The organism is Bradyrhizobium sp. HKCCYLS20291 (assembly GCF_051167715.1).
In the GTDB taxonomy this organism is placed as follows: Bacteria; Pseudomonadota; Alphaproteobacteria; order Rhizobiales; family Xanthobacteraceae; genus Bradyrhizobium.
Window position 1 is genome coordinate 287,211 of the sequence record NZ_JBNPTO010000002.1, and the last position, 16,270, is coordinate 303,480.

Below are 16,270 nucleotides of genomic sequence, written 5' to 3' on the forward strand. Positions count from 1 at the left end.
GCAGTGGTCAGAACCAATTCGTCTAGCGGAAGCGGTCGGCGGAATCGAGATAGTCTCGGACATAGCCGGCCACGGCATCCTCGAGCGGCGTGAAGCCGCCGTTGTAGCCGGCAGCCACAAGCCGGTCGACCTTGCTCTGGGTGAAGTACTGGTAGCTGCCGCGAATCGCCTCGGGCATGTCGACGTACTCGATCCGGGGCGTTGCGCCGAGCGTGGCATAGACCGCGAGCATCATGTCCTTGAAGCTGCGCGCCTGGCCCGTGCCGACGTTGAAAAGCCCGGAGACTGACGGCGTCGCCAGCAACCACAGCATCACGCGCACGACGTCGTCGACATAGATGAAATCGCGGCGCTGATCGCCGTCCGCAATCCCTTCGCGGTGCGACTTGAACAGTTGCAGCGTGTGCCCGGCCTTGATGTCGTCGAAACGGCGGGTCAGGACGCTCATCATCGATCCCTTGTGGTACTCGTTGGGACCGAACACGTTGAAGAACTTCAAGCCCACATATTGCGGCGGCAGCCGCTCGCCGCGCTCTGCGCGCGCCGCGATCGCCGAGTCGAACAGATGCTTGCTCCAGCCGTAAAGGTTCATCGGCCTGAGCGTCTTGAGCGCGGCAAGCGAAGGATCATCGACGAAGCCCTGCGCGCCGTCGCCATAGGTCGCGGCCGAGGAGGCGTAGATGAACGGCGTGGTGTTCGCCGTGCACCAGTCGAGCAGCCGCAAGGAGCTGCGGAAGTTGCGCTCCATCACGAGGTCGCCGTCGACCACGGTGGTCGCGGAGATCGCGCCCATGTGCAGGACGGCGTCGAGCCTTCGGCCCTTCAGCCAGACGTCCAGATCGGAGGGTGGCACCATGTCGGCCAATTGCCGCTTGGCGAGGTTGCGCCACTTGCCCTCGCTGCCGAGCGTGTCGCAGACGACGACGTCGGTTCGGCCGGCATCGTTGAGCGCCGCGACCAGATTCGATCCGATAAACCCGGCGCCGCCGGTCACCAGCAACATTCCGTTAGCCCGTCCCTGATCCCCGAACAATCTGGCCTTCGCGTAGCGCATGCGGCGGCAAAGTGTAAGCGCTTTGGTGACGGCCGGCGCCGCCACTTTACCTGCGGCAGCCGAGAGGGTACCAGCGGCCCGCAGCCAGGCAGACAAAGAATGAATGCAAATTCGGCCAAGATCGAGGTGGATATTGACGACACCAGCCCGATCCTGATCATCCCCTATATGTGGATCGGCGATTTTGTCCGCGGCCACACCGTGGTGCGGGTGCTGAAGGAGCGCTGGCCGAATCGGCCCGTCGATCTCTTGGTGACCTCGCTGTGCGCACCGCTGGTCGATTACATGCCGGGCGTCCGCTCCGGCATCGTCTGGGATCTGCCGCGCAGCCGGCTGGCGCTCGCCAAGCAGTGGCATCTCGCCAGCATGTTGCGCGAGCGCCACTATCGCACCGCCCTGGTGATGCCTCGAACCTGGAAATCGGCCCTGGCGCCGGCCCTTGCCGCCATCCCCGAGCGGGTGGGCTTCGTCGGCGAGATCAGGTTTGGCCTGCTCAACCGCTGGCGCTGGGGCGAGAAGGCGCTGCCCCGCTTCATCGACAAGAACGCCGCGCTGGCCCTGCCGGACGGCGCGCCGCTGCCGCCGGAATGGCCAGTCCCGCAGTTGCGGGTGCCGGCGGAGGACGTCGCGCGCTGGCGCGAGGCCAACGGCCTCGGCGGCCGCCCCGCGGTGGCGCTCGCACCGGGGTCGGTCGGTGCCGCGAAGCGCTGGCCGTTCTACGGCGAGGCAGCCCGGCTGCTGCTCGCCGCCGGCCTCGATGTCTGGGTGGTCGGCGGCCCCGGCGAGAAAGCGCTGGCGGCCGAAATCGTCGCCACCGGGGGGCCCGGTGTCCGCGACCTCACGGGTGCGGACCTGCGCAACGGCATCCTGGCCATGGCCGCCGCTGGCGTAGCCATTTCCAACGATTCGGGGCTGATGCACATCGCGGCAGCGCTGGGCACGCCGACGATGGGCATTTTTGGTCCCACCAGCCCCTACCATTGGGCGCCGCTGAACGGCCTCGCCGCGACCGTGCAGACCAAGACACAGGTGCCCTGCCAGCCCTGCCATCGGCCAGTCTGCCGCATGAACGACCACCGCTGCATGCGCGACATTCCGGCGACGGATGTGGCCGCCATCGCCCAGCAGGTCCTGGCCGACGCGGCGATCCCGGTCGCGCCCTAGCTTGCACTGGGGCATCGCGCCCCCTACACCGCCCTCATCGCACCCCGAGCCGTCATCGTGACCCAAGCACCGGACGACCTGATCGCCAGCCATCTCGCCCGCTCCCGCGCAGCGATGGAGCGCGCCGCCGGTGATGACGCGCTGCTCGCCAGCGCCGGCCGGATCGCGGCGATGATCATCGCGGCGCTGCGCGACGGCCGCAAGCTGCTGATCGTCGGCAATGGCGGCAGCGCGGCGGATGCGCAGCATATCGCCGCCGAGATCGTCGGCCGCTACAAGCAGGAGCGGCCGGCCTATGCGGCGATCGCGCTGACCACCGATACGTCGGCCCTGACCGCGATCGGCAACGACTACGGCTTCGACCACATCTTCGCCCGCCAGGTCGAAGGGCTCGGCATCGCCGGCGACGTGCTGCTGGCGATCTCGACCTCCGGGCGGTCACCGAGCATCCTCAATGCGCTCCGCAAGGGCCGCGAGCGCGGGCTGGTCACGGTCGGCTTCACCGGCGCCAAGGGCGTCGCGATGGGCGAGCTCTGCGACGAGTTGCTGGTCGCGCCGAGCGACGACACGCCGCTGATCCAGCAGATCCACCTCGCAACTGCGCATGGCATCTGCGAGGCGATCGAGGCGGCGCTGATGCGGGATCAGAGCTAGATGACGACGGCTCAACTCAAGCCGGCGGCGTTTCTCGATCGCGACGGCGTCATCAATCATGACGACAACTACATCGGCTCGCCCGAGCGCATCCGCTGGATGCCGAACGTGGCGAAGGCGATCCGGCGGCTGAACGAGGCCGGCTATCACGTCTTCCTGTTCACCAACCAGTCCGGCGTCGCGCGCGGGCTGTTCAGCGAGGACGACGTGCTCGGCCTGCACGACTGGATGCGGGCGGAGCTTGCCGCGCAGGGCGCTGTCATCGACGACATCCGCTACTGCCCGTACCATACCGAAGGCTCCGTCGAGCGATATCTGCGCGAGCATCCCTGGCGCAAGCCAGCGCCGGGGATGATCCTCGACCTGATGCAGCACTGGCCGATCAGGCGCGAGGGCAGCTTCGTGATCGGCGACCGCTCGTCGGACATCGCAGCCGCCGAAGCCGCCGGCCTGCCCGGCTTCCTGTTTTCAGGCGGCGACCTCGATGTGTTCGTCGCCGATGTCATCGCTCAGACCAGCCGGCGGTAGACCGCGGCGATCTTCTCGGCCTCGGCCTCGAGGCTGAATTTCTCCACCACCCGCGTCCGCGCCTGCTCGCCCATCACGCGCGCCGCCTCCGGATCCTGCAGCAGCGGCTCCAATGCGGCCACCAGCGCATCGACATCGCCCGGCGGCACCAGCTTCCCGGTGACGCCCTCCTCGACCACGATCTCGGCGGCGCCTGCACGGGCGGCGACCAGCGCGGCGCCGGCAGCCATGGCCTCGATCAAGGTCAGGCCAAAGCCTTCGTTGCGCGAGGTGAAGGCGTAGACCGTAAGCCGCTGGTACCAACGCTGGACGTCGGCAATGTCGAGCTCACCGGTGATCACGATGCGCTGCTCGAGTCCCGCCGCCGCGATCTGCTTCTTCAGCTCGCTCGCGAACGGCATCTGCTCCGGCGTGACGGCGCCGACCAGCACCGCCGAGAAGTCCGGATAGCGCGGCAGCAGCCGGCACATCGCGGCGACGAACACGTCGCTGCCCTTCTGCGCGCGGACGCGGCCGAAGCAGCCGATGGCGTATTTGCCTGGCAGTCCGCTCTCGGCGAAGGCTGAGGCGCGATCGGCTGGCGGCTTGTAGATTTCGGTGTCGACGCCGTGCGTGATGACCGTCGCTTCGCGCTTGAGATAGGACGCCGAGATGTCGCTGGTCGCGATGATCGCGTCCATGCGGCGGATCAGCCAGCGTGTGATCCAGCTGTGATGGCGCTGCGCCGCCGAGGTGAACACCAGCTTGAACGGCCAGCCCAGCGCTCGGAGCAGCACGCCGACGATCATCTCGTCGTTGCGGCGCGCGTGCCAGATCAGCGGCCTCCGCCGGCCCCAGACCTTGAGCAAATCACGCGCGGCCATCCGCGCGATCCCCTCCGGCGCGTAGCTGCCGAGCCACGCCGCTCGCACCAGCTTCGCAAGCTTCGGCGCCACCATGCGGTTGGTCGCCGTCACACCCGAGTAGCGCCGGTGCAGGTTCGGCACGATAACGTCGAGATCTCCAGCGGAAAACGGCTCGGCTTGCACCATCGACTCCAATTTTAACGATCCCCTATACGCAACATTCAGCACCGCCGCCAGTTCGCGATCCGCCGCAACAGGTCCTTCATTTCGCGGACGTTAGCGTCCTGCAAAACAAGCAGGGATCGCGTCGAACAATGACCGTACTTGTGACCGGCGGCGCCGGCTATATTGGCAGCCACATGGTGCTGGCGCTGGCGGAAGCCGGCGAAAGCGTCGTGGTGATCGACAATCTTTCGACCGGCTTCTCCGGCTTCGTGCCCAGCGAGGTGCCGCTGTTCATCGGCGATGCCGGCGACGAGAACCTCGTCGACGGCGTCATCAGCCAGCATGGCGTCGACAGCATCATCCACTTCGCCGGCTCGGTCGTGGTGCCGGAATCGGTGCGTGATCCCCTGCTGTACTACCGCAACAACACGATGACGACGCGCAACCTGCTGAACGCGGCGGTCAAGCGCGGCGTCAGCCGCTTCATCTTCTCCTCCACCGCCGCCGTCTACGGCAATCCGGACCAGGTTCCGGTGCCCGAGACCGCGCCGACGCGGCCGACCTCGCCCTACGGCACCTCGAAGCTGATGGCCGAGATCATGCTGCACGACACCGCCGCGGCCCACGATCTCAACTACGTCGCGCTGCGCTACTTCAACGTCGCCGGCGCCGATCCGCACGGCCGCATCGGGCTCGCCACCGTCGGCGCGACGCACCTGATGAAGATCGCGATGGAGGTCGCCACCGGCCAGCGCGCCAAGATCGACATCTACGGCACCGACTATCCAACCCCGGACGGCACCGCGATCCGCGATTTCATCCACGTCTGCGACCTCGCCCAGGCGCATCGCGCCGCGCTGGCCTACCTGTGCGCCGGCGGCGCCTCGACCACGCTGAACTGCGGCTATGGCCGCGGCTATTCCGTGCTCGAGACCATCGAGGCCGTCCGCCGCGTCTCCGGCCGCGCCATTCCGATGCAAACCGCCCCGCGCCGCCCCGGCGACATCATGAGCATGGTCGCCGATACCAGCCGTCTCCGGTCGCTCCTGGACTGGACCCCGGCCTACGACAATCTGGAAACCATCGCCGCCCACGCGCTGGCCTGGGAGCAGAAACTGTTCCTGGAACGCCACAGCGACGAGGAGCAGCGGGCCTCGGCATAGAATCAAGCACTTAGCCGGAGACCGGGGGGCTTGAAAAAGCCGCCCCGAGCGGGCAAGCCTTCTTGTCCGCCCGGCGATTTGCCCCGGCGGCCAGGGACCAGAATGGCCGAATCTCCGAAGAAGATCACCGACGATCCCTATGGCGCCGCGATCCTGGTCCGCCGCCTGGTGATGGAACAGGGGCTCGTCTATTGGCGCCGCTACCTCACCGCCTTCGCGCTGATGGCGGTGGCGGCCGGAGCGAGCGCGGCTGCGACCTACGTGCTCGGCCAGGTCATCAACAAGGCCTATGTCGAGAAGAGCATCCCGGGCATCGTCGTGCTCTCCGGCGTCACCGTACTGCTGCTGTTCGTCAAGGGCGTGACCACCTACGGCTACGCCGTCATCCTGTCGAAGATCTCCAACGCCATCCTCGCCAACAATCAGCGGCAGCTGTTCGCCAAGCTGATGAACGAGAGCGTCGGCTTCTTCTCCGAGCGCCATTCGTCGGAGTTCCTCGCCCGCCTCACCTCCGGCGCCAAGTCGATCACCGACATCCTCAACATGCTGATCAACGCCATCGGGCGTGATTTCGTCACCCTGATCGCCATGATCGGCGTCATGGTCATGCAGGATCCCTGGATGTCGCTGCTCGGCCTCGTCGTGGTACCGCCGGCGATGCTGGTGCTGCGCAAGCTGGTCAAGCGCATCAAGGGCCTCGCCTACAACCAGTTCACCGGCACCGCCGACATCCTCGAGACGATGCAGGAATCGCTGCAGGGCATCCGCACCGTCAAGGCGTTCACGCTCGAGGACACGATGCGCGCGCGCATCGACGAGAACATCGCCGTGGTCGAGCGCAACGCCAACAAGATGGCCCGCGTCTCCAACCGCTCCAATCCGCTGATGGAAATGCTCGGCGGCTTCGCCGTCGCCGGCTGCCTGATGTATGCCGGCTACTCGGTGGTTGCGCTCAACGCCACGCCGGGCCAGTTCTTCTCGTTCATGATCGCCTTCCTGATGGCGACCGAGCCGGCGAAGCGGCTGGCGCGGCTCAACATCGACCTCAACAGCCAGCTGGTCGGCGCCCGCATGCTGCTCGAAGTCGTCGACAGCCCGGCCAGCGAAAAGCCCGACGACGACAAGCCGGCGCTGAAGCTTGGCGACGCCAAGATCGAGCTGCGCGACGTCTCCTTTGCCTATCGCGATGACGCGCCGGTGCTCCGGCACATGAGCTTCGTGGCCGAGCCCGGCAAGGTCACGGCGCTGGTCGGCCCGTCCGGCGGCGGCAAGTCCACCGTGCTGGCGCTGCTGCTGCGTTACTACGAGCCGACCGCGGGCGACATCCTGATCGACGGCCAGTCGATCTCTGCGGTGTCGCGGCGGAGCCTGCGCGCGCAGACCGCCTATGTCGGCCAGGACGTCTATCTGTTCCGCGACACCATCCGCGCCAACATCGCCTTCGGCAAGCCGGGCGCGACCGAGGCCGAGATCATCGAGGCGGCGAAGGCCGCCTGCGCCCACGACTTCATCATGGGCTTCCCGCTCGGCTACGACACGCCGGTCGGCGAGCACGGCACGCAGCTGTCCGGCGGCCAGCGCCAGCGCATCGCGGTCGCCCGCGCGCTGATCCGCAACGCGCCGATCATCCTGCTCGACGAGGCCACCGCCGCGCTGGACTCCGAGTCGGAGCGCCAGGTGCAGGAGGCGATCGAGCATCTCTGCCAGAACCGCACCACCATCGTCATCGCGCACCGCCTGCACACCATCATGAACGCCGACGCGATCCTGGTGGTCGAGGCCGGCGAGATCGTCGAGCGCGGCCGGCATGACGATCTGTTGCGCCGTGGCGGCCGCTATGCTTCGTTCTTCCGCCTGCAACAGCGCGACATGGGGCCGAACGTGATCCCCATGACCGCGACGTCCTGATCGTCCATTTCACCGCACCCGAGATCATCATTCATGAGCGCCTCTACCGTCATTCCGGCCCTGCCGCAGCCGTCCCTCCCCGTCGTGGGCGAAGCCGGCGTGTTTCCCGTCCGCCGCATCTGGTGCGTCGGCCGCAACTATCTCGAGCACATCCGCGAGATGGGCAATGACGAGCGCGATCCGCCGTTCTTCTTCGCCAAGCACGCCGACATGCTCGAGCCCGAGGGCGCCGTGATCCCCTATCCGCCGCTGACCACGGACATGCACCACGAGGTCGAGCTGGTGGTCGCGATGAAGAGCGGCGGCCTCAACATTTCGACCGACAAGGCGCTCGACCATGTCTACGGCTACGCCGTCGGCATCGACCTCACCCGCCGCGACCTGCAGCTCGCCTCGCGCAAGATGCAGCGCCCCTGGGAGGTCGGCAAATCCTTCGACCATTCCGCGCCCTGCTCCGCGATCCAGCCGGCGTCGAAGATCGGCCACCCCGCCAAGGGCAAGATCTGGCTGTCGGTCAACGGCACCGAGCGCCAGGCCGGCGACCTCTCCGAGCTGATCTGGAACGTGCCGGAGATCATATGGAAGCTCTCCCAGCAGGTCGAACTCGCCGCCGGCGACATCATCATGACCGGCACGCCTGCGGGCGTCGCGGCCGTGGTGGCCGGCGACAAAATCGAATGCGGCGTCGACGGCATCGGCACGCTGAAGGTGAGCATCGGGCCGGCGGCGAAGTAACGCGGCGAAAGCTCGACATCTTCGTGTCTGTTGCAAAGGCCGCGCCCAGCGCGGCCTTTTTTCACCGTTGTCATGCCCGCGCAGGCGGGCATCCAGTACGCCGCGGCCCGTCGATTCGTCACCGCCGCCTCTGGAATACTGGATCGTCCGCCTTCGCGGACGATGACACCTGTTGGCTTGGCAGATCGCCAGCCCCACACTCCGTCATTGCGAGCGCAGCGAAGCAATCCAGGGCGTCACGAGGACTCTGGAGAGCTTCGCTGCGCTCGCAATGACGCGGCAACACTGATCCACAATCTCAAACAGCATCAGTTTGTCAGGGAACGAGCATCCACCGTCTCGCGACGCATTCCGCGTCCGAGCTATGCTCCAACTCCCGCCCTCTCCAGATGGAGGGCGCAGGGAAGGCCGGGCGCTGGCCGCGCCCGTGGCCCGCCTGCTCAAAAAAATGCAGGCGGCAGGTACCACAGGTCTGGCCGAACACACCCGGCCCTCCCCGCGCGATGGTTTTAACAGGCTATAGCGTGCTCTTCCTGGTGCGCCGGGCTTTCTGGCCACCATCCGCCGCGCGACGCGTGAGCGTCGTCGCAACGTTGATACTAGCGTCGGAGTATCAGAACCACACGCCTTCACCGTCCGCGGGACAAGCGTTCGTCCGTGCCAACAGCACGCCGCCACCCCGCGTCCACCGCTCCCCGCTGCCAACGTCCGTGACGACCGCGAACCGTCCCCTACCGCGCAACGGGATGGGCGAACTGTAATGCTGATTTGGCGAAATTGTCAAGCAGCTTTTGTTTTTCGTAAGATTTCAGTTTGTCCGGAGCAACTTGGCTCGCTGCAATAGCAGCTTGTTCTCTGTGATTTACCGGAGCCGCTGCGACAAGCGCCATTGACAAAAGACCTGCATCTACGTTTGGTTGATTACTCGACAACTCACCCGCGCGGAACGACATTATGTATCACTATGAAACCCTCGGGGATGAGCGGTTCCAAGAATTCTGCCAGTCGCTGCTAACCGCGACCTTTCCCAACGTTCAATGTCTTCCCGTAGGACAGCCTGACGGCGGCCGCGACGCCTATCTCATTCGACGGCACATTCTAAATAGGCGATCCGAAACTCAAGACCCCGGGCCGATTGTTTTTCAGGTCAAGTATATCAAGAACCCAAACGACAGCAGAACCGAAAGACAATTCATCGAAGAAGTTGTCGCGTCAGAAAAACCGAAAATCGAAAAGTTGAAAGCAGTAGGTCTTACGAAATATTACCTTTTAACAAACCTAAAGGGAACATCTCACTATCAAGTCGGATCGATCGACCGCGTAAACGCGCTTTTGTCCGAATACATGGAAATAGACGCCTTCTGCTGGTGGCGTGACGACCTGGATCGCCGGCTCGATCTGCACACAAGCCTGAAATGGAGCTATCCAGACATACTCAAGGCCACAGATCTTCTCGAAAAGCTCGTCGGAGGACAACTCGGCGAAGACGAAGAACGACGTAGAAGCGCAATTCGTGCCTACATCACGAGCCAATACGATGACGACCAAGAGCTCAAGTTTAAGCAGACCGAACTACGGAGCACGATGACCGACCTTTTCGTCGATCTTCCAATGCGTCCCGCGCCCCATCCGGCGTCCAGCACTGGCGACGGAAAGTTCTACTACCCTCGACCGGTACGACTATCGGACGGAATGCATATATTTTCCTACGCACCTGATGGAGACCTATCAGCAGCCTACTTTATCGAGCAAGCACCCATCTTAAAAACGGCAAAATTTGTGTTAGAGGGTGCACCGGGCCAAGGAAAATCAACTGTAACTCAATACGTTTGCCAAGTCATGCGGATGCAGCTCCTCAATAAGAAGCGGGAGCTTGCCGCCCTGCCCGACCGCCAACGCAACGCGCAGATCCGAATTCCATTCCGCGTTGACCTCAGAGATCTCGCCAAGTGGATGCTCGGAACCGACCCGTTCCAATCAAGGCTCGTACAACTTGACGAGAAGGAGCCTCGATCACTCGAAGGGCTATTGGCCGCACAAGTTCGCTTTGCGTCCGGCGGTCATACTTTCAACGTCTCAGACCTTACGGCGATAGCGAAGGCAAGCCATCTTTTTCTCGCTCTTGACGGCTTTGACGAAGTCGCCGACGTCGAGTCAAGACAGCGCTTGGTCGAAGAGATTTCGCGAGGCGCTACTCGACTTGCAAATGCAGGAGGCTTTTCCGTACAAACCATTGTTACGAGCCGCCCTGTTGCGTTCGCGAAGTCCATACAATTTCCTCGGGATAGCTGGGAGTATTTTGAACTGCTGCCTTTAGAGCGGCGACAGGTCGATGAGTATACGACTAAATGGACGAAAGCGAAGGGCCTCAAAGATTCAGAGACCAACCAACTACGGAAGCTTTTGGATGTGAAATTGAAGGAGGCACATACTCAATACCTCGCTAAGAACCCCATGCAGTTGACTATTCTTCTATCTCTCATCCACAATAGAGGGGCATCCCTACCAGAAAAACGAACAGCAATGTACGATGCCTATATCGATATGTTTTTTAGCCGCGAATCCGAGAAAAGCGACATTGTCCGAGACAGCCGGGATATACTCATCGATATACATCGATTTCTAGCTTGGAAGCTCCAGACGTCCGCCGAAGGTGGAAGCAACGGCAGCATCGAATACGGCGAACTTCGTTCTACACTGTTTTCGTATCTTGATAGTGAGGGCGAGGACACCAAGATTGTTGATGCTCTTTTTAGCGGAATAGTCGAGCGAGTAGGCGCACTAGTTTCACGCGTTCAAGACACGTACGAATTTGAAGTGCAGCCACTACGAGAGTATTTTGCTGCGCGCTATCTTTACGAAACCGCTCCATACCCCATAAACGAAAATGATACTCCAGGAGACAAATTCGAGAGATTTAGAGCACTGGTCTGCAATCCCTATTGGTTAAACGTAGCACGATTCTATGGTGGATGCTTCAACAAGGGAGAGATACTGACCCTCGTCCACGAGCTAGTCGATCTTTCATCTTCGCCACGCTACGCTCTGACGAGCCACATCAGAAGCGTTTCCTTGATGCTACTTGGTGATTGGGTTTTTTCGCAGTATCAACCTGCCGTGAAGCAGGTCGTCGCGTTCATCGCAGAGTATCCCCGCATACGACAGCTACTGGCAACCTTAGACGAGCCACACCTGTCAATTTAGGGAACCATACCTGAAAGAAGCGGCCGACTAGAGTTTGTCAATATCTTATTCACCAGACTTGTGACAACGACCTTCTTAGATGAAAAGCGCGCTATCTCATCTGTAGTCCTACTAAACACCACTCCTGATGAACGCTTTCAGCGATGGAAGGAGGCAAAATCTAAGATCACGCTTAGTGATTGGACGAGGCTCGGCAACCTTCTCAGCATCTACTTGGAAGCGAGCAAGGCTGACTCTGAAGCACTCTTATCATCCGATTCGAAGGAATTTTTACCGCGGTTTGTAGAATCCCGACGCTTTGATACGCTCGAGAATGACACGCATCGGGATAACGCCATTTTTCACCTTCTGAATCGCGCATGGTTTCTTAATTCGCCGTTCGACGGCAAAAAAACCAGTAAGCTCGCTTGGATGGCTCTCATTTGTGGAACCACCCAATACACTTTAGCTATCAGCAACTCGGGGAGCATGTCATTGAGACAGCTTGTCGAGGGGCGCACCGGTCGAACGTCATTTCCTTCCAAATCGTTCAAGGTTGACGATATTGAGTTTGATGGATTTTCTGAGCAAGATCGTGCCGCCGCGCAGTCATATTTGGCGTTCATCGACAGTCCGGTGGACTTGACATCCACCTCTCTTGCACCCTGGTCAGAACTTGTTACTGCCCTACGCAAAGCTTGGGGAGATTGCCCCGCGATCGACCGTATTGCGTTTCTCGCGTCCGGAATTCGTTCAAAGGACGATTCGGGAGAGGATGGAGATTTGTCCGCGTCCGACGAGATCGTAAGCACCTTCCGGTACGCAAGATTGCACTCTGGAGCATTTCAATGGTGGCGCGAGAGATTAACGTCAACTGCAAGCAAGAGCCTCAGGAGGCGGTGGATGCTCTTGCTTTGGATGTGGGCAACGCCGCGCACGCTCTTGAAGCTTGCTCAATTGTTAGACAGCCTTTTAGGCGAACTAGATAAGGATGAATGGACGAGTCTAGGTCGTGAGATATTCGTACTGTCACAAATTAAGGGAGACGATTCCTCTTCCTTGACAAGGTCTACTTCGGACTTGTCGCTCCTCAAGTCGATCAGCTCAAGAGCCTGCAGCTTCATCGGCCAAAGAATGCCGTCGGTCGTCCAGTACGAATTGGCGGTTTCGGCTTGCCGGTCAGCCACTCTAGATGCTCCGGAGGCCCAGTTCGCTTTCGAGGCTTTGGCGAGGTCATGCTCGCAAACTAACGGATGGAGCGATTCGCTGACCTATATTCGAGAGCTTTACGTTCGAGGTGGAGTACTAACTCGACGGCTCGGCTCAAACGTCGAGATGACAAGAGAAGTTGCGGAACGGATCTCTCGCGAACCTCAAATTTATCCGCTGTTTCTAGTCGCAGCTGCTGATGCGACACTACGCTCTGGTATTAACGAACGAGCCGAACCATTGCATCTGACTGCTTCTCGAGATAGGTGGTTCAAGTGAATCAATCATATACGTTCAATCGCGTAGGGATTGGTTTATGAAAGCGCAATCCCGCTGCGCCTACGCGGACAAGACGCGGCGGATACCGCTGTGCTGATCCGCCCTGCTCGCCGAAAGGGGTTGAGAAGAGCACCCCCATTTGCCCAACGGGTCAGACTCGCAGGCTCATCGCCATGAGCCCCCGTCACGTCCGATACTGCTCGTCGCTCACCTTCTCCAGCCAGTCCACGCTCTTACCGCCGGCGGACTCCTGGATTGCGATGTGGGTCATCGCGGTGGTTGCGGATGCGCCGTGCCAGTGCTTCAGGCCTGGCGGAAACCACACCACGTCGCCGGGGCGGATCTCCTCGACCGGGCCGCCGTCGCGCTGCACCCAGCCGAGGCCTGACACGACGATGAGCGTCTGGCCGAGCGGATGCGTGTGCCACGCAGTCCGTGCGCCCGGTTCGAACGTGACCTGGGCCGCATTGGTGCGCGCCGGCTCCGGAGCCTGGAACAGCGGATCGATGCGAACCGTCCCGGTGAACCAGTCGTCGGGACCTTTCTGCGAAGGGCGCGAGCCGTTTCTCTTGATATCCATGTCCATGCGAAACTCCTGCGAACCGTCGGTCGGCTGCGCCGACGAGCGACCAACATCAAACGACACGGCGGCGCAGCCGCCGATGAGCACGCCTCTGCGCGTGATCACCCCCTCCGTTCAGCGCGGGTCGTAGCCGGGCTTCTTGAAGATGGTGTCGGGCTTGTCGACGATATCGGGTCCGTAGACCTGGCTTGCCCAGTCGCTTGGTTCGACGTCTTCGATACCGACCGACACGGAGTCTCGGCCGTAGCCGAGCGTCTCCATCACCGACTTCGTCACAGCTTCGGCCAGCGCGGCCTTCTGCTGCTTCGACTTTCCCGAATACAGTTTCACGATGACATGCGGCATGACCTTCTCCTTCACGAGGTGGATGCATTTGGGGTCGTCGGATTGGCGATCAGCCACCAGGCGACGAGCGACGCGCACAGCACGGTCGCCGAGCTCACGAGAAACAGCAGGTTCAGCTGCGCTCCGGCTGCGATCAATCCGAGCGCCGGGCTGGCGAGGCCCTGGGCGAGATCGAGGAATGCGGTGTAGGCGCCCATGGCGAGGCCGCGGCTCTGGGCCGGCACGCGCCGGACCGCTTCGACGCCGAAGCCGGGATAGACCAGCGAGAAGCCGAAGCCGGTGAGCGCCGCGCCGGCGAGCGCCATCTCTGGACGGACGGCGAGCCAGATCAGCGCCTGCCCGACCGCTTCGACGGCCGCACAGACCAGCGCGACCTTCGCCCCGCCGATCCTGTCGGCCAGATGGCTGAAGAACACACGTGCCAGGATGAAGGCCACCGCATAGGCCGTGTAGGCGGACCATCCGTTCGCCCACCCCTTTGTCGCGAACAGCAACGCGACGAACGTGGTCACGGCGCCGAAGCCGACCGAGCCGAGCGCCGAGCCCAGACCCGGCACCCAGACAGCCCCGATCACTTCGACGAACGAGGCCCGCGCGTGGTGCGCCGGCGCGACCGCCGGGAGGCGCGCGACGAGGGGCAGGACCGCGAGCGGAGCCAGCGTGGTGGCGAGCGAGATCGCACCGAAGCCATGTGCCGCATACAGGGCCGCGCCGGCAGGCGCGCCGATCGCGAAGGCGGCGAACATGGCCGAGCCGACCCAGGCGATGACCTTGCCGGCATGATTGGCTTGGGCGAGCGCCAGCCCCCAGCTCACCGCGGCCGTGATGATGAAGCTTTCCGCTCCGCCAAGCAGGGCGCGACCCGCCAGGAGGATCATGACCGACAGCAGCGGAGACGCGCTGACGCCGAGCGACAGCAGATAGAGCAGCCCGGAGACGGCCGCCGCCAGCAGGCCGGCGACGACCCCGCGCTTGGCGCCTCGCGCGTCGGAGAAGTGGCCGGCCCAGGGCCGGGAGACCAGCGAGGCGGCAAACTGGCTTCCAGCGACGACACCCACGACGAAGGTGCCGAAATCCAGCCCGTCATGGACGTGGAGAGGCAGAACCGGCATCGCCACCCCGATGACCAGGAAAGCGACGAAGACCACCCCCATGATCGGCAGCAACGTCGCCGTGAGCCCACGTGCGGCCGCAGGGTCTCGCGTGGCGATGTCCCTGATGGCTTCTGTCATGGTCCTCACCTCTTGAGCCGATGCTGTGGCTCGACAGCTGAGCAGAGACCTAGGACTTCCGCGCCCCGCCGATTAGATGATAGATTGTGAATGCAGTCATTAGACAGGCTTATCAATGAACCGGGACGACGCCAGCGATCTGATCGCCTTCCTTGCGGTCGCGCGAGAACGCAATTTCACGCGCGCTGCGGCGAAGCTCGGCATGACGCAGTCCGCCCTCAGCCAGATCATCCGCGGTCTGGAGGAGCGGCTCGGGATAAGGCTGTTGAACCGGACCACGCGGAGCGTCACGCCGACACAAGCCGGAGAGCGGCTATTCCTCAGCGTCGGCCCCAAGTTCGCGGACATGGATACGGATCTCGCGGAACTGAGCAGATTTCGCGAGAAGCCGGCCGGAACGGTTCGCCTCACCGCCACGGAGTACGCCGCCGCGGAGATCCTGCTGCCGGCGCTGCGGAAGATCCTGCCTCGCTATCCCGACATCCACGTCGAGGTGATCGTCGATTACGGCCTGACCAACATCGTGGCACAGCAGGTCGATGCCGGCATCCGTCCCGGCGAGCTCGTTGCAAAGGACATGATCGCGGTGCGCGTGAGCCCCGACCTCCGGATGGCCGTGGTTGCTTCACCCGCCTACTTCGCCGATCGGAAACGGCCGAAGACGCCGCAGGAGCTGACGCAGCACAACTGCCTCAACCTCCGCCTGCCCACGCATGGCGGCAGCCTCTACGCCTGGGAGTTCGAGAAGAACGGGCGTGAGCTCAACGTGAGGGTCGACGGCCAGCTGGTGTTCAACAGCGCGGCGCTGCTGCTGGACGGAGCGCTCGGAGGATTTGGCCTCGCCTATCTGATGGAGGGACACGTGCAGCGGCACGTCTCGGACGGCCGGCTCGTTCGCGTGCTGGCGGACTGGTGTCCGCCATTCACCGGCTATCACCTGTATTATCCGAGCCGCCGGCAGCCATCGCCGGCCTTCACGCTGCTGGTGGAGGCCCTGAGGTATCGCGGCAAGTAGGTCAGCATCAACGCCTGTGGCCGCCGCCGGTGGGCCGCGGGCTAGCCGCGGCTGATCTGCTGCAGACCCTTGAAGGTCAGCCGCTTGGGATCGCGGACGCCGGCCAGGTACATCCGACGGATGAAAGCGGCCACCGTGTCGCGATCACAACCGGTCAGGACGACGATGGCGTCGACCGCAGTCTTCTGGGCCTCCATGGGACTGATCC

The 16,270-nt window shown here is 62.9% G+C and carries 16 protein-coding genes; 9 read left to right on the top strand and 7 right to left on the bottom strand.

What is annotated here, in order from left to right:
* Positions 1-22: 22 nt before the first annotated feature.
* Positions 23-1,003, bottom strand: coding sequence for an ADP-glyceromanno-heptose 6-epimerase (gene rfaD, locus ACQR07_RS05285; protein WP_434901288.1), 981 nt, complete (start codon positions 1,001-1,003; stop codon positions 23-25).
* A 150-nt stretch (positions 1,004-1,153) separates the two neighbouring features.
* On the opposite strand from rfaD, the gene waaF reads away from it, so the two are divergent.
* The 3 genes from waaF to ACQR07_RS05300 are packed head-to-tail and all read left to right on the top strand — an operon-like array spanning position 1,154 to position 3,400.
* Positions 1,154-2,218 (top strand): lipopolysaccharide heptosyltransferase II, encoded by a 1,065-nt coding sequence (gene waaF, locus ACQR07_RS05290; RefSeq protein WP_434901289.1) that lies wholly within the window; start codon positions 1,154-1,156, stop codon positions 2,216-2,218.
* A 57-nt stretch (positions 2,219-2,275) separates the two neighbouring features.
* The gene (locus ACQR07_RS05295; protein ID WP_434901290.1) at positions 2,276-2,872 is read left to right on the top strand and encodes a D-sedoheptulose 7-phosphate isomerase; all 597 of its coding nucleotides are present in this window, start codon (positions 2,276-2,278) and stop codon (positions 2,870-2,872) included.
* On the top strand, positions 2,873-3,400 hold the full coding sequence (locus ACQR07_RS05300; protein ID WP_434901291.1) for a D-glycero-alpha-D-manno-heptose-1,7-bisphosphate 7-phosphatase: 528 nt from the start codon (positions 2,873-2,875) through the stop codon (positions 3,398-3,400).
* Here the strand turns inward: ACQR07_RS05300 and ACQR07_RS05305 are convergent.
* Entirely contained in the window at positions 3,382-4,431 is a 1,050-nt protein-coding gene (locus ACQR07_RS05305; RefSeq protein ID WP_434901292.1) for a glycosyltransferase family 4 protein, read from the bottom strand. The genes ACQR07_RS05300 and ACQR07_RS05305 overlap by 19 nt on opposite strands.
* A gap of 128 nt (positions 4,432-4,559) precedes the next feature.
* Here ACQR07_RS05305 and galE point away from each other — a divergent pair, with 128 nt between their 5' ends.
* The 3 genes from galE (at position 4,560) to ACQR07_RS05320 (ending at position 8,216) form a co-directional block, all read left to right on the top strand.
* Positions 4,560-5,573 carry a UDP-glucose 4-epimerase GalE gene (gene galE, locus ACQR07_RS05310; RefSeq protein ID WP_434901293.1) on the top strand — a complete coding sequence of 338 codons (1,014 nt, stop codon included), beginning with the start codon at positions 4,560-4,562 and terminating at the stop codon, positions 5,571-5,573.
* 102 nt (positions 5,574-5,675) lie between these two features.
* Complete coding sequence (locus ACQR07_RS05315; protein ID WP_434901294.1) at positions 5,676-7,481, top strand: ABC transporter ATP-binding protein; 1,806 nt, start codon at positions 5,676-5,678, stop codon at positions 7,479-7,481.
* A gap of 33 nt (positions 7,482-7,514) precedes the next feature.
* A complete protein-coding gene (locus tag ACQR07_RS05320) occupies positions 7,515-8,216 on the top strand; it encodes a fumarylacetoacetate hydrolase family protein (RefSeq protein WP_434901295.1) in 702 nt (233 codons plus the stop codon).
* Between the two features lie 731 nt (positions 8,217-8,947).
* Here ACQR07_RS05320 and ACQR07_RS05325 read toward each other — a convergent pair.
* Positions 8,948-9,169 (bottom strand): hypothetical protein, encoded by a 222-nt coding sequence (locus ACQR07_RS05325; RefSeq protein ID WP_434901296.1) that lies wholly within the window; start codon positions 9,167-9,169, stop codon positions 8,948-8,950.
* Position 9,170: 1 nt separating this feature from the next.
* Here ACQR07_RS05325 and ACQR07_RS05330 point away from each other — a divergent pair, with 1 nt between their 5' ends.
* Positions 9,171-11,420: an NACHT domain-containing protein gene (locus ACQR07_RS05330; protein WP_434901297.1), complete on the top strand. Its 2,250-nt coding sequence runs from the start codon at positions 9,171-9,173 to the stop codon at positions 11,418-11,420.
* A 60-nt stretch (positions 11,421-11,480) separates the two neighbouring features.
* On the top strand, positions 11,481-12,887 hold the full coding sequence (locus ACQR07_RS05335) for a hypothetical protein (RefSeq protein WP_434901298.1): 1,407 nt from the start codon (positions 11,481-11,483) through the stop codon (positions 12,885-12,887).
* A gap of 184 nt (positions 12,888-13,071) precedes the next feature.
* Here ACQR07_RS05335 and ACQR07_RS05340 read toward each other — a convergent pair whose 3' ends face one another.
* The 3 genes from ACQR07_RS05340 to ACQR07_RS05350 form a co-directional block, all read right to left on the bottom strand.
* The gene (locus ACQR07_RS05340) at positions 13,072-13,467 is read right to left on the bottom strand and encodes a (R)-mandelonitrile lyase (protein ID WP_434901752.1); all 396 of its coding nucleotides are present in this window, start codon (positions 13,465-13,467) and stop codon (positions 13,072-13,074) included.
* A gap of 117 nt (positions 13,468-13,584) precedes the next feature.
* Positions 13,585-13,815, bottom strand: a complete 231-nt coding sequence (locus ACQR07_RS05345; protein WP_434901299.1) for a tautomerase family protein — start codon at positions 13,813-13,815, stop codon at positions 13,585-13,587.
* A gap of 11 nt (positions 13,816-13,826) precedes the next feature.
* On the bottom strand, positions 13,827-15,047 hold the full coding sequence (locus ACQR07_RS05350; protein ID WP_434901300.1) for an arabinose transporter: 1,221 nt from the start codon (positions 15,045-15,047) through the stop codon (positions 13,827-13,829).
* A 115-nt stretch (positions 15,048-15,162) separates the two neighbouring features.
* On the opposite strand from ACQR07_RS05350, the gene ACQR07_RS05355 reads away from it, so the two are divergent.
* Positions 15,163-16,062: a LysR family transcriptional regulator gene (locus tag ACQR07_RS05355; RefSeq protein WP_434901301.1), complete on the top strand. Its 900-nt coding sequence runs from the start codon at positions 15,163-15,165 to the stop codon at positions 16,060-16,062.
* Positions 16,063-16,103: 41 nt separating this feature from the next.
* Here the strand turns inward: ACQR07_RS05355 and ACQR07_RS05360 are convergent, their stop codons facing one another.
* Positions 16,104-16,259, bottom strand: a complete 156-nt coding sequence (locus tag ACQR07_RS05360; protein WP_434901302.1) for a hypothetical protein — start codon at positions 16,257-16,259, stop codon at positions 16,104-16,106.
* Positions 16,260-16,270: the final 11 nt, after the last annotated feature.

Excerpts from the sequence above, each read along its gene's own strand:
- rfaD (WP_434901288.1), bottom strand. The coding sequence starts at position 1,003 with ATGTTGCTGGTGACCGGCGGCGCCGGGTTTATCGGATCGAATCTGGTC.
- waaF (WP_434901289.1), top strand. The coding sequence starts at position 1,154 with ATGAATGCAAATTCGGCCAAGATCGAGGTGGATATTGACGACACCAGC.
- ACQR07_RS05300 (WP_434901291.1), top strand. The coding sequence starts at position 2,873 with ATGACGACGGCTCAACTCAAGCCGGCGGCGTTTCTCGATCGCGACGGC.
- ACQR07_RS05305 (WP_434901292.1), bottom strand. The coding sequence starts at position 4,431 with ATGGTGCAAGCCGAGCCGTTTTCCGCTGGAGATCTCGACGTTATCGTG.
- galE (WP_434901293.1), top strand. The coding sequence starts at position 4,560 with ATGACCGTACTTGTGACCGGCGGCGCCGGCTATATTGGCAGCCACATG.
- ACQR07_RS05315 (WP_434901294.1), top strand. The coding sequence starts at position 5,676 with ATGGCCGAATCTCCGAAGAAGATCACCGACGATCCCTATGGCGCCGCG.
- ACQR07_RS05320 (WP_434901295.1), top strand. The coding sequence starts at position 7,515 with ATGAGCGCCTCTACCGTCATTCCGGCCCTGCCGCAGCCGTCCCTCCCC.
- ACQR07_RS05325 (WP_434901296.1), bottom strand. The coding sequence starts at position 9,169 with ATGTCGTTCCGCGCGGGTGAGTTGTCGAGTAATCAACCAAACGTAGAT.
- ACQR07_RS05330 (WP_434901297.1), top strand. The coding sequence starts at position 9,171 with ATGTATCACTATGAAACCCTCGGGGATGAGCGGTTCCAAGAATTCTGC.
- ACQR07_RS05340 (WP_434901752.1), bottom strand. The coding sequence starts at position 13,467 with ATGGATATCAAGAGAAACGGCTCGCGCCCTTCGCAGAAAGGTCCCGAC.
- ACQR07_RS05345 (WP_434901299.1), bottom strand. The coding sequence starts at position 13,815 with ATGCCGCATGTCATCGTGAAACTGTATTCGGGAAAGTCGAAGCAGCAG.
- ACQR07_RS05350 (WP_434901300.1), bottom strand. The coding sequence starts at position 15,047 with ATGACAGAAGCCATCAGGGACATCGCCACGCGAGACCCTGCGGCCGCA.
- ACQR07_RS05355 (WP_434901301.1), top strand. The coding sequence starts at position 15,163 with ATGAACCGGGACGACGCCAGCGATCTGATCGCCTTCCTTGCGGTCGCG.
- ACQR07_RS05360 (WP_434901302.1), bottom strand. The coding sequence starts at position 16,259 with ATGGAGGCCCAGAAGACTGCGGTCGACGCCATCGTCGTCCTGACCGGT.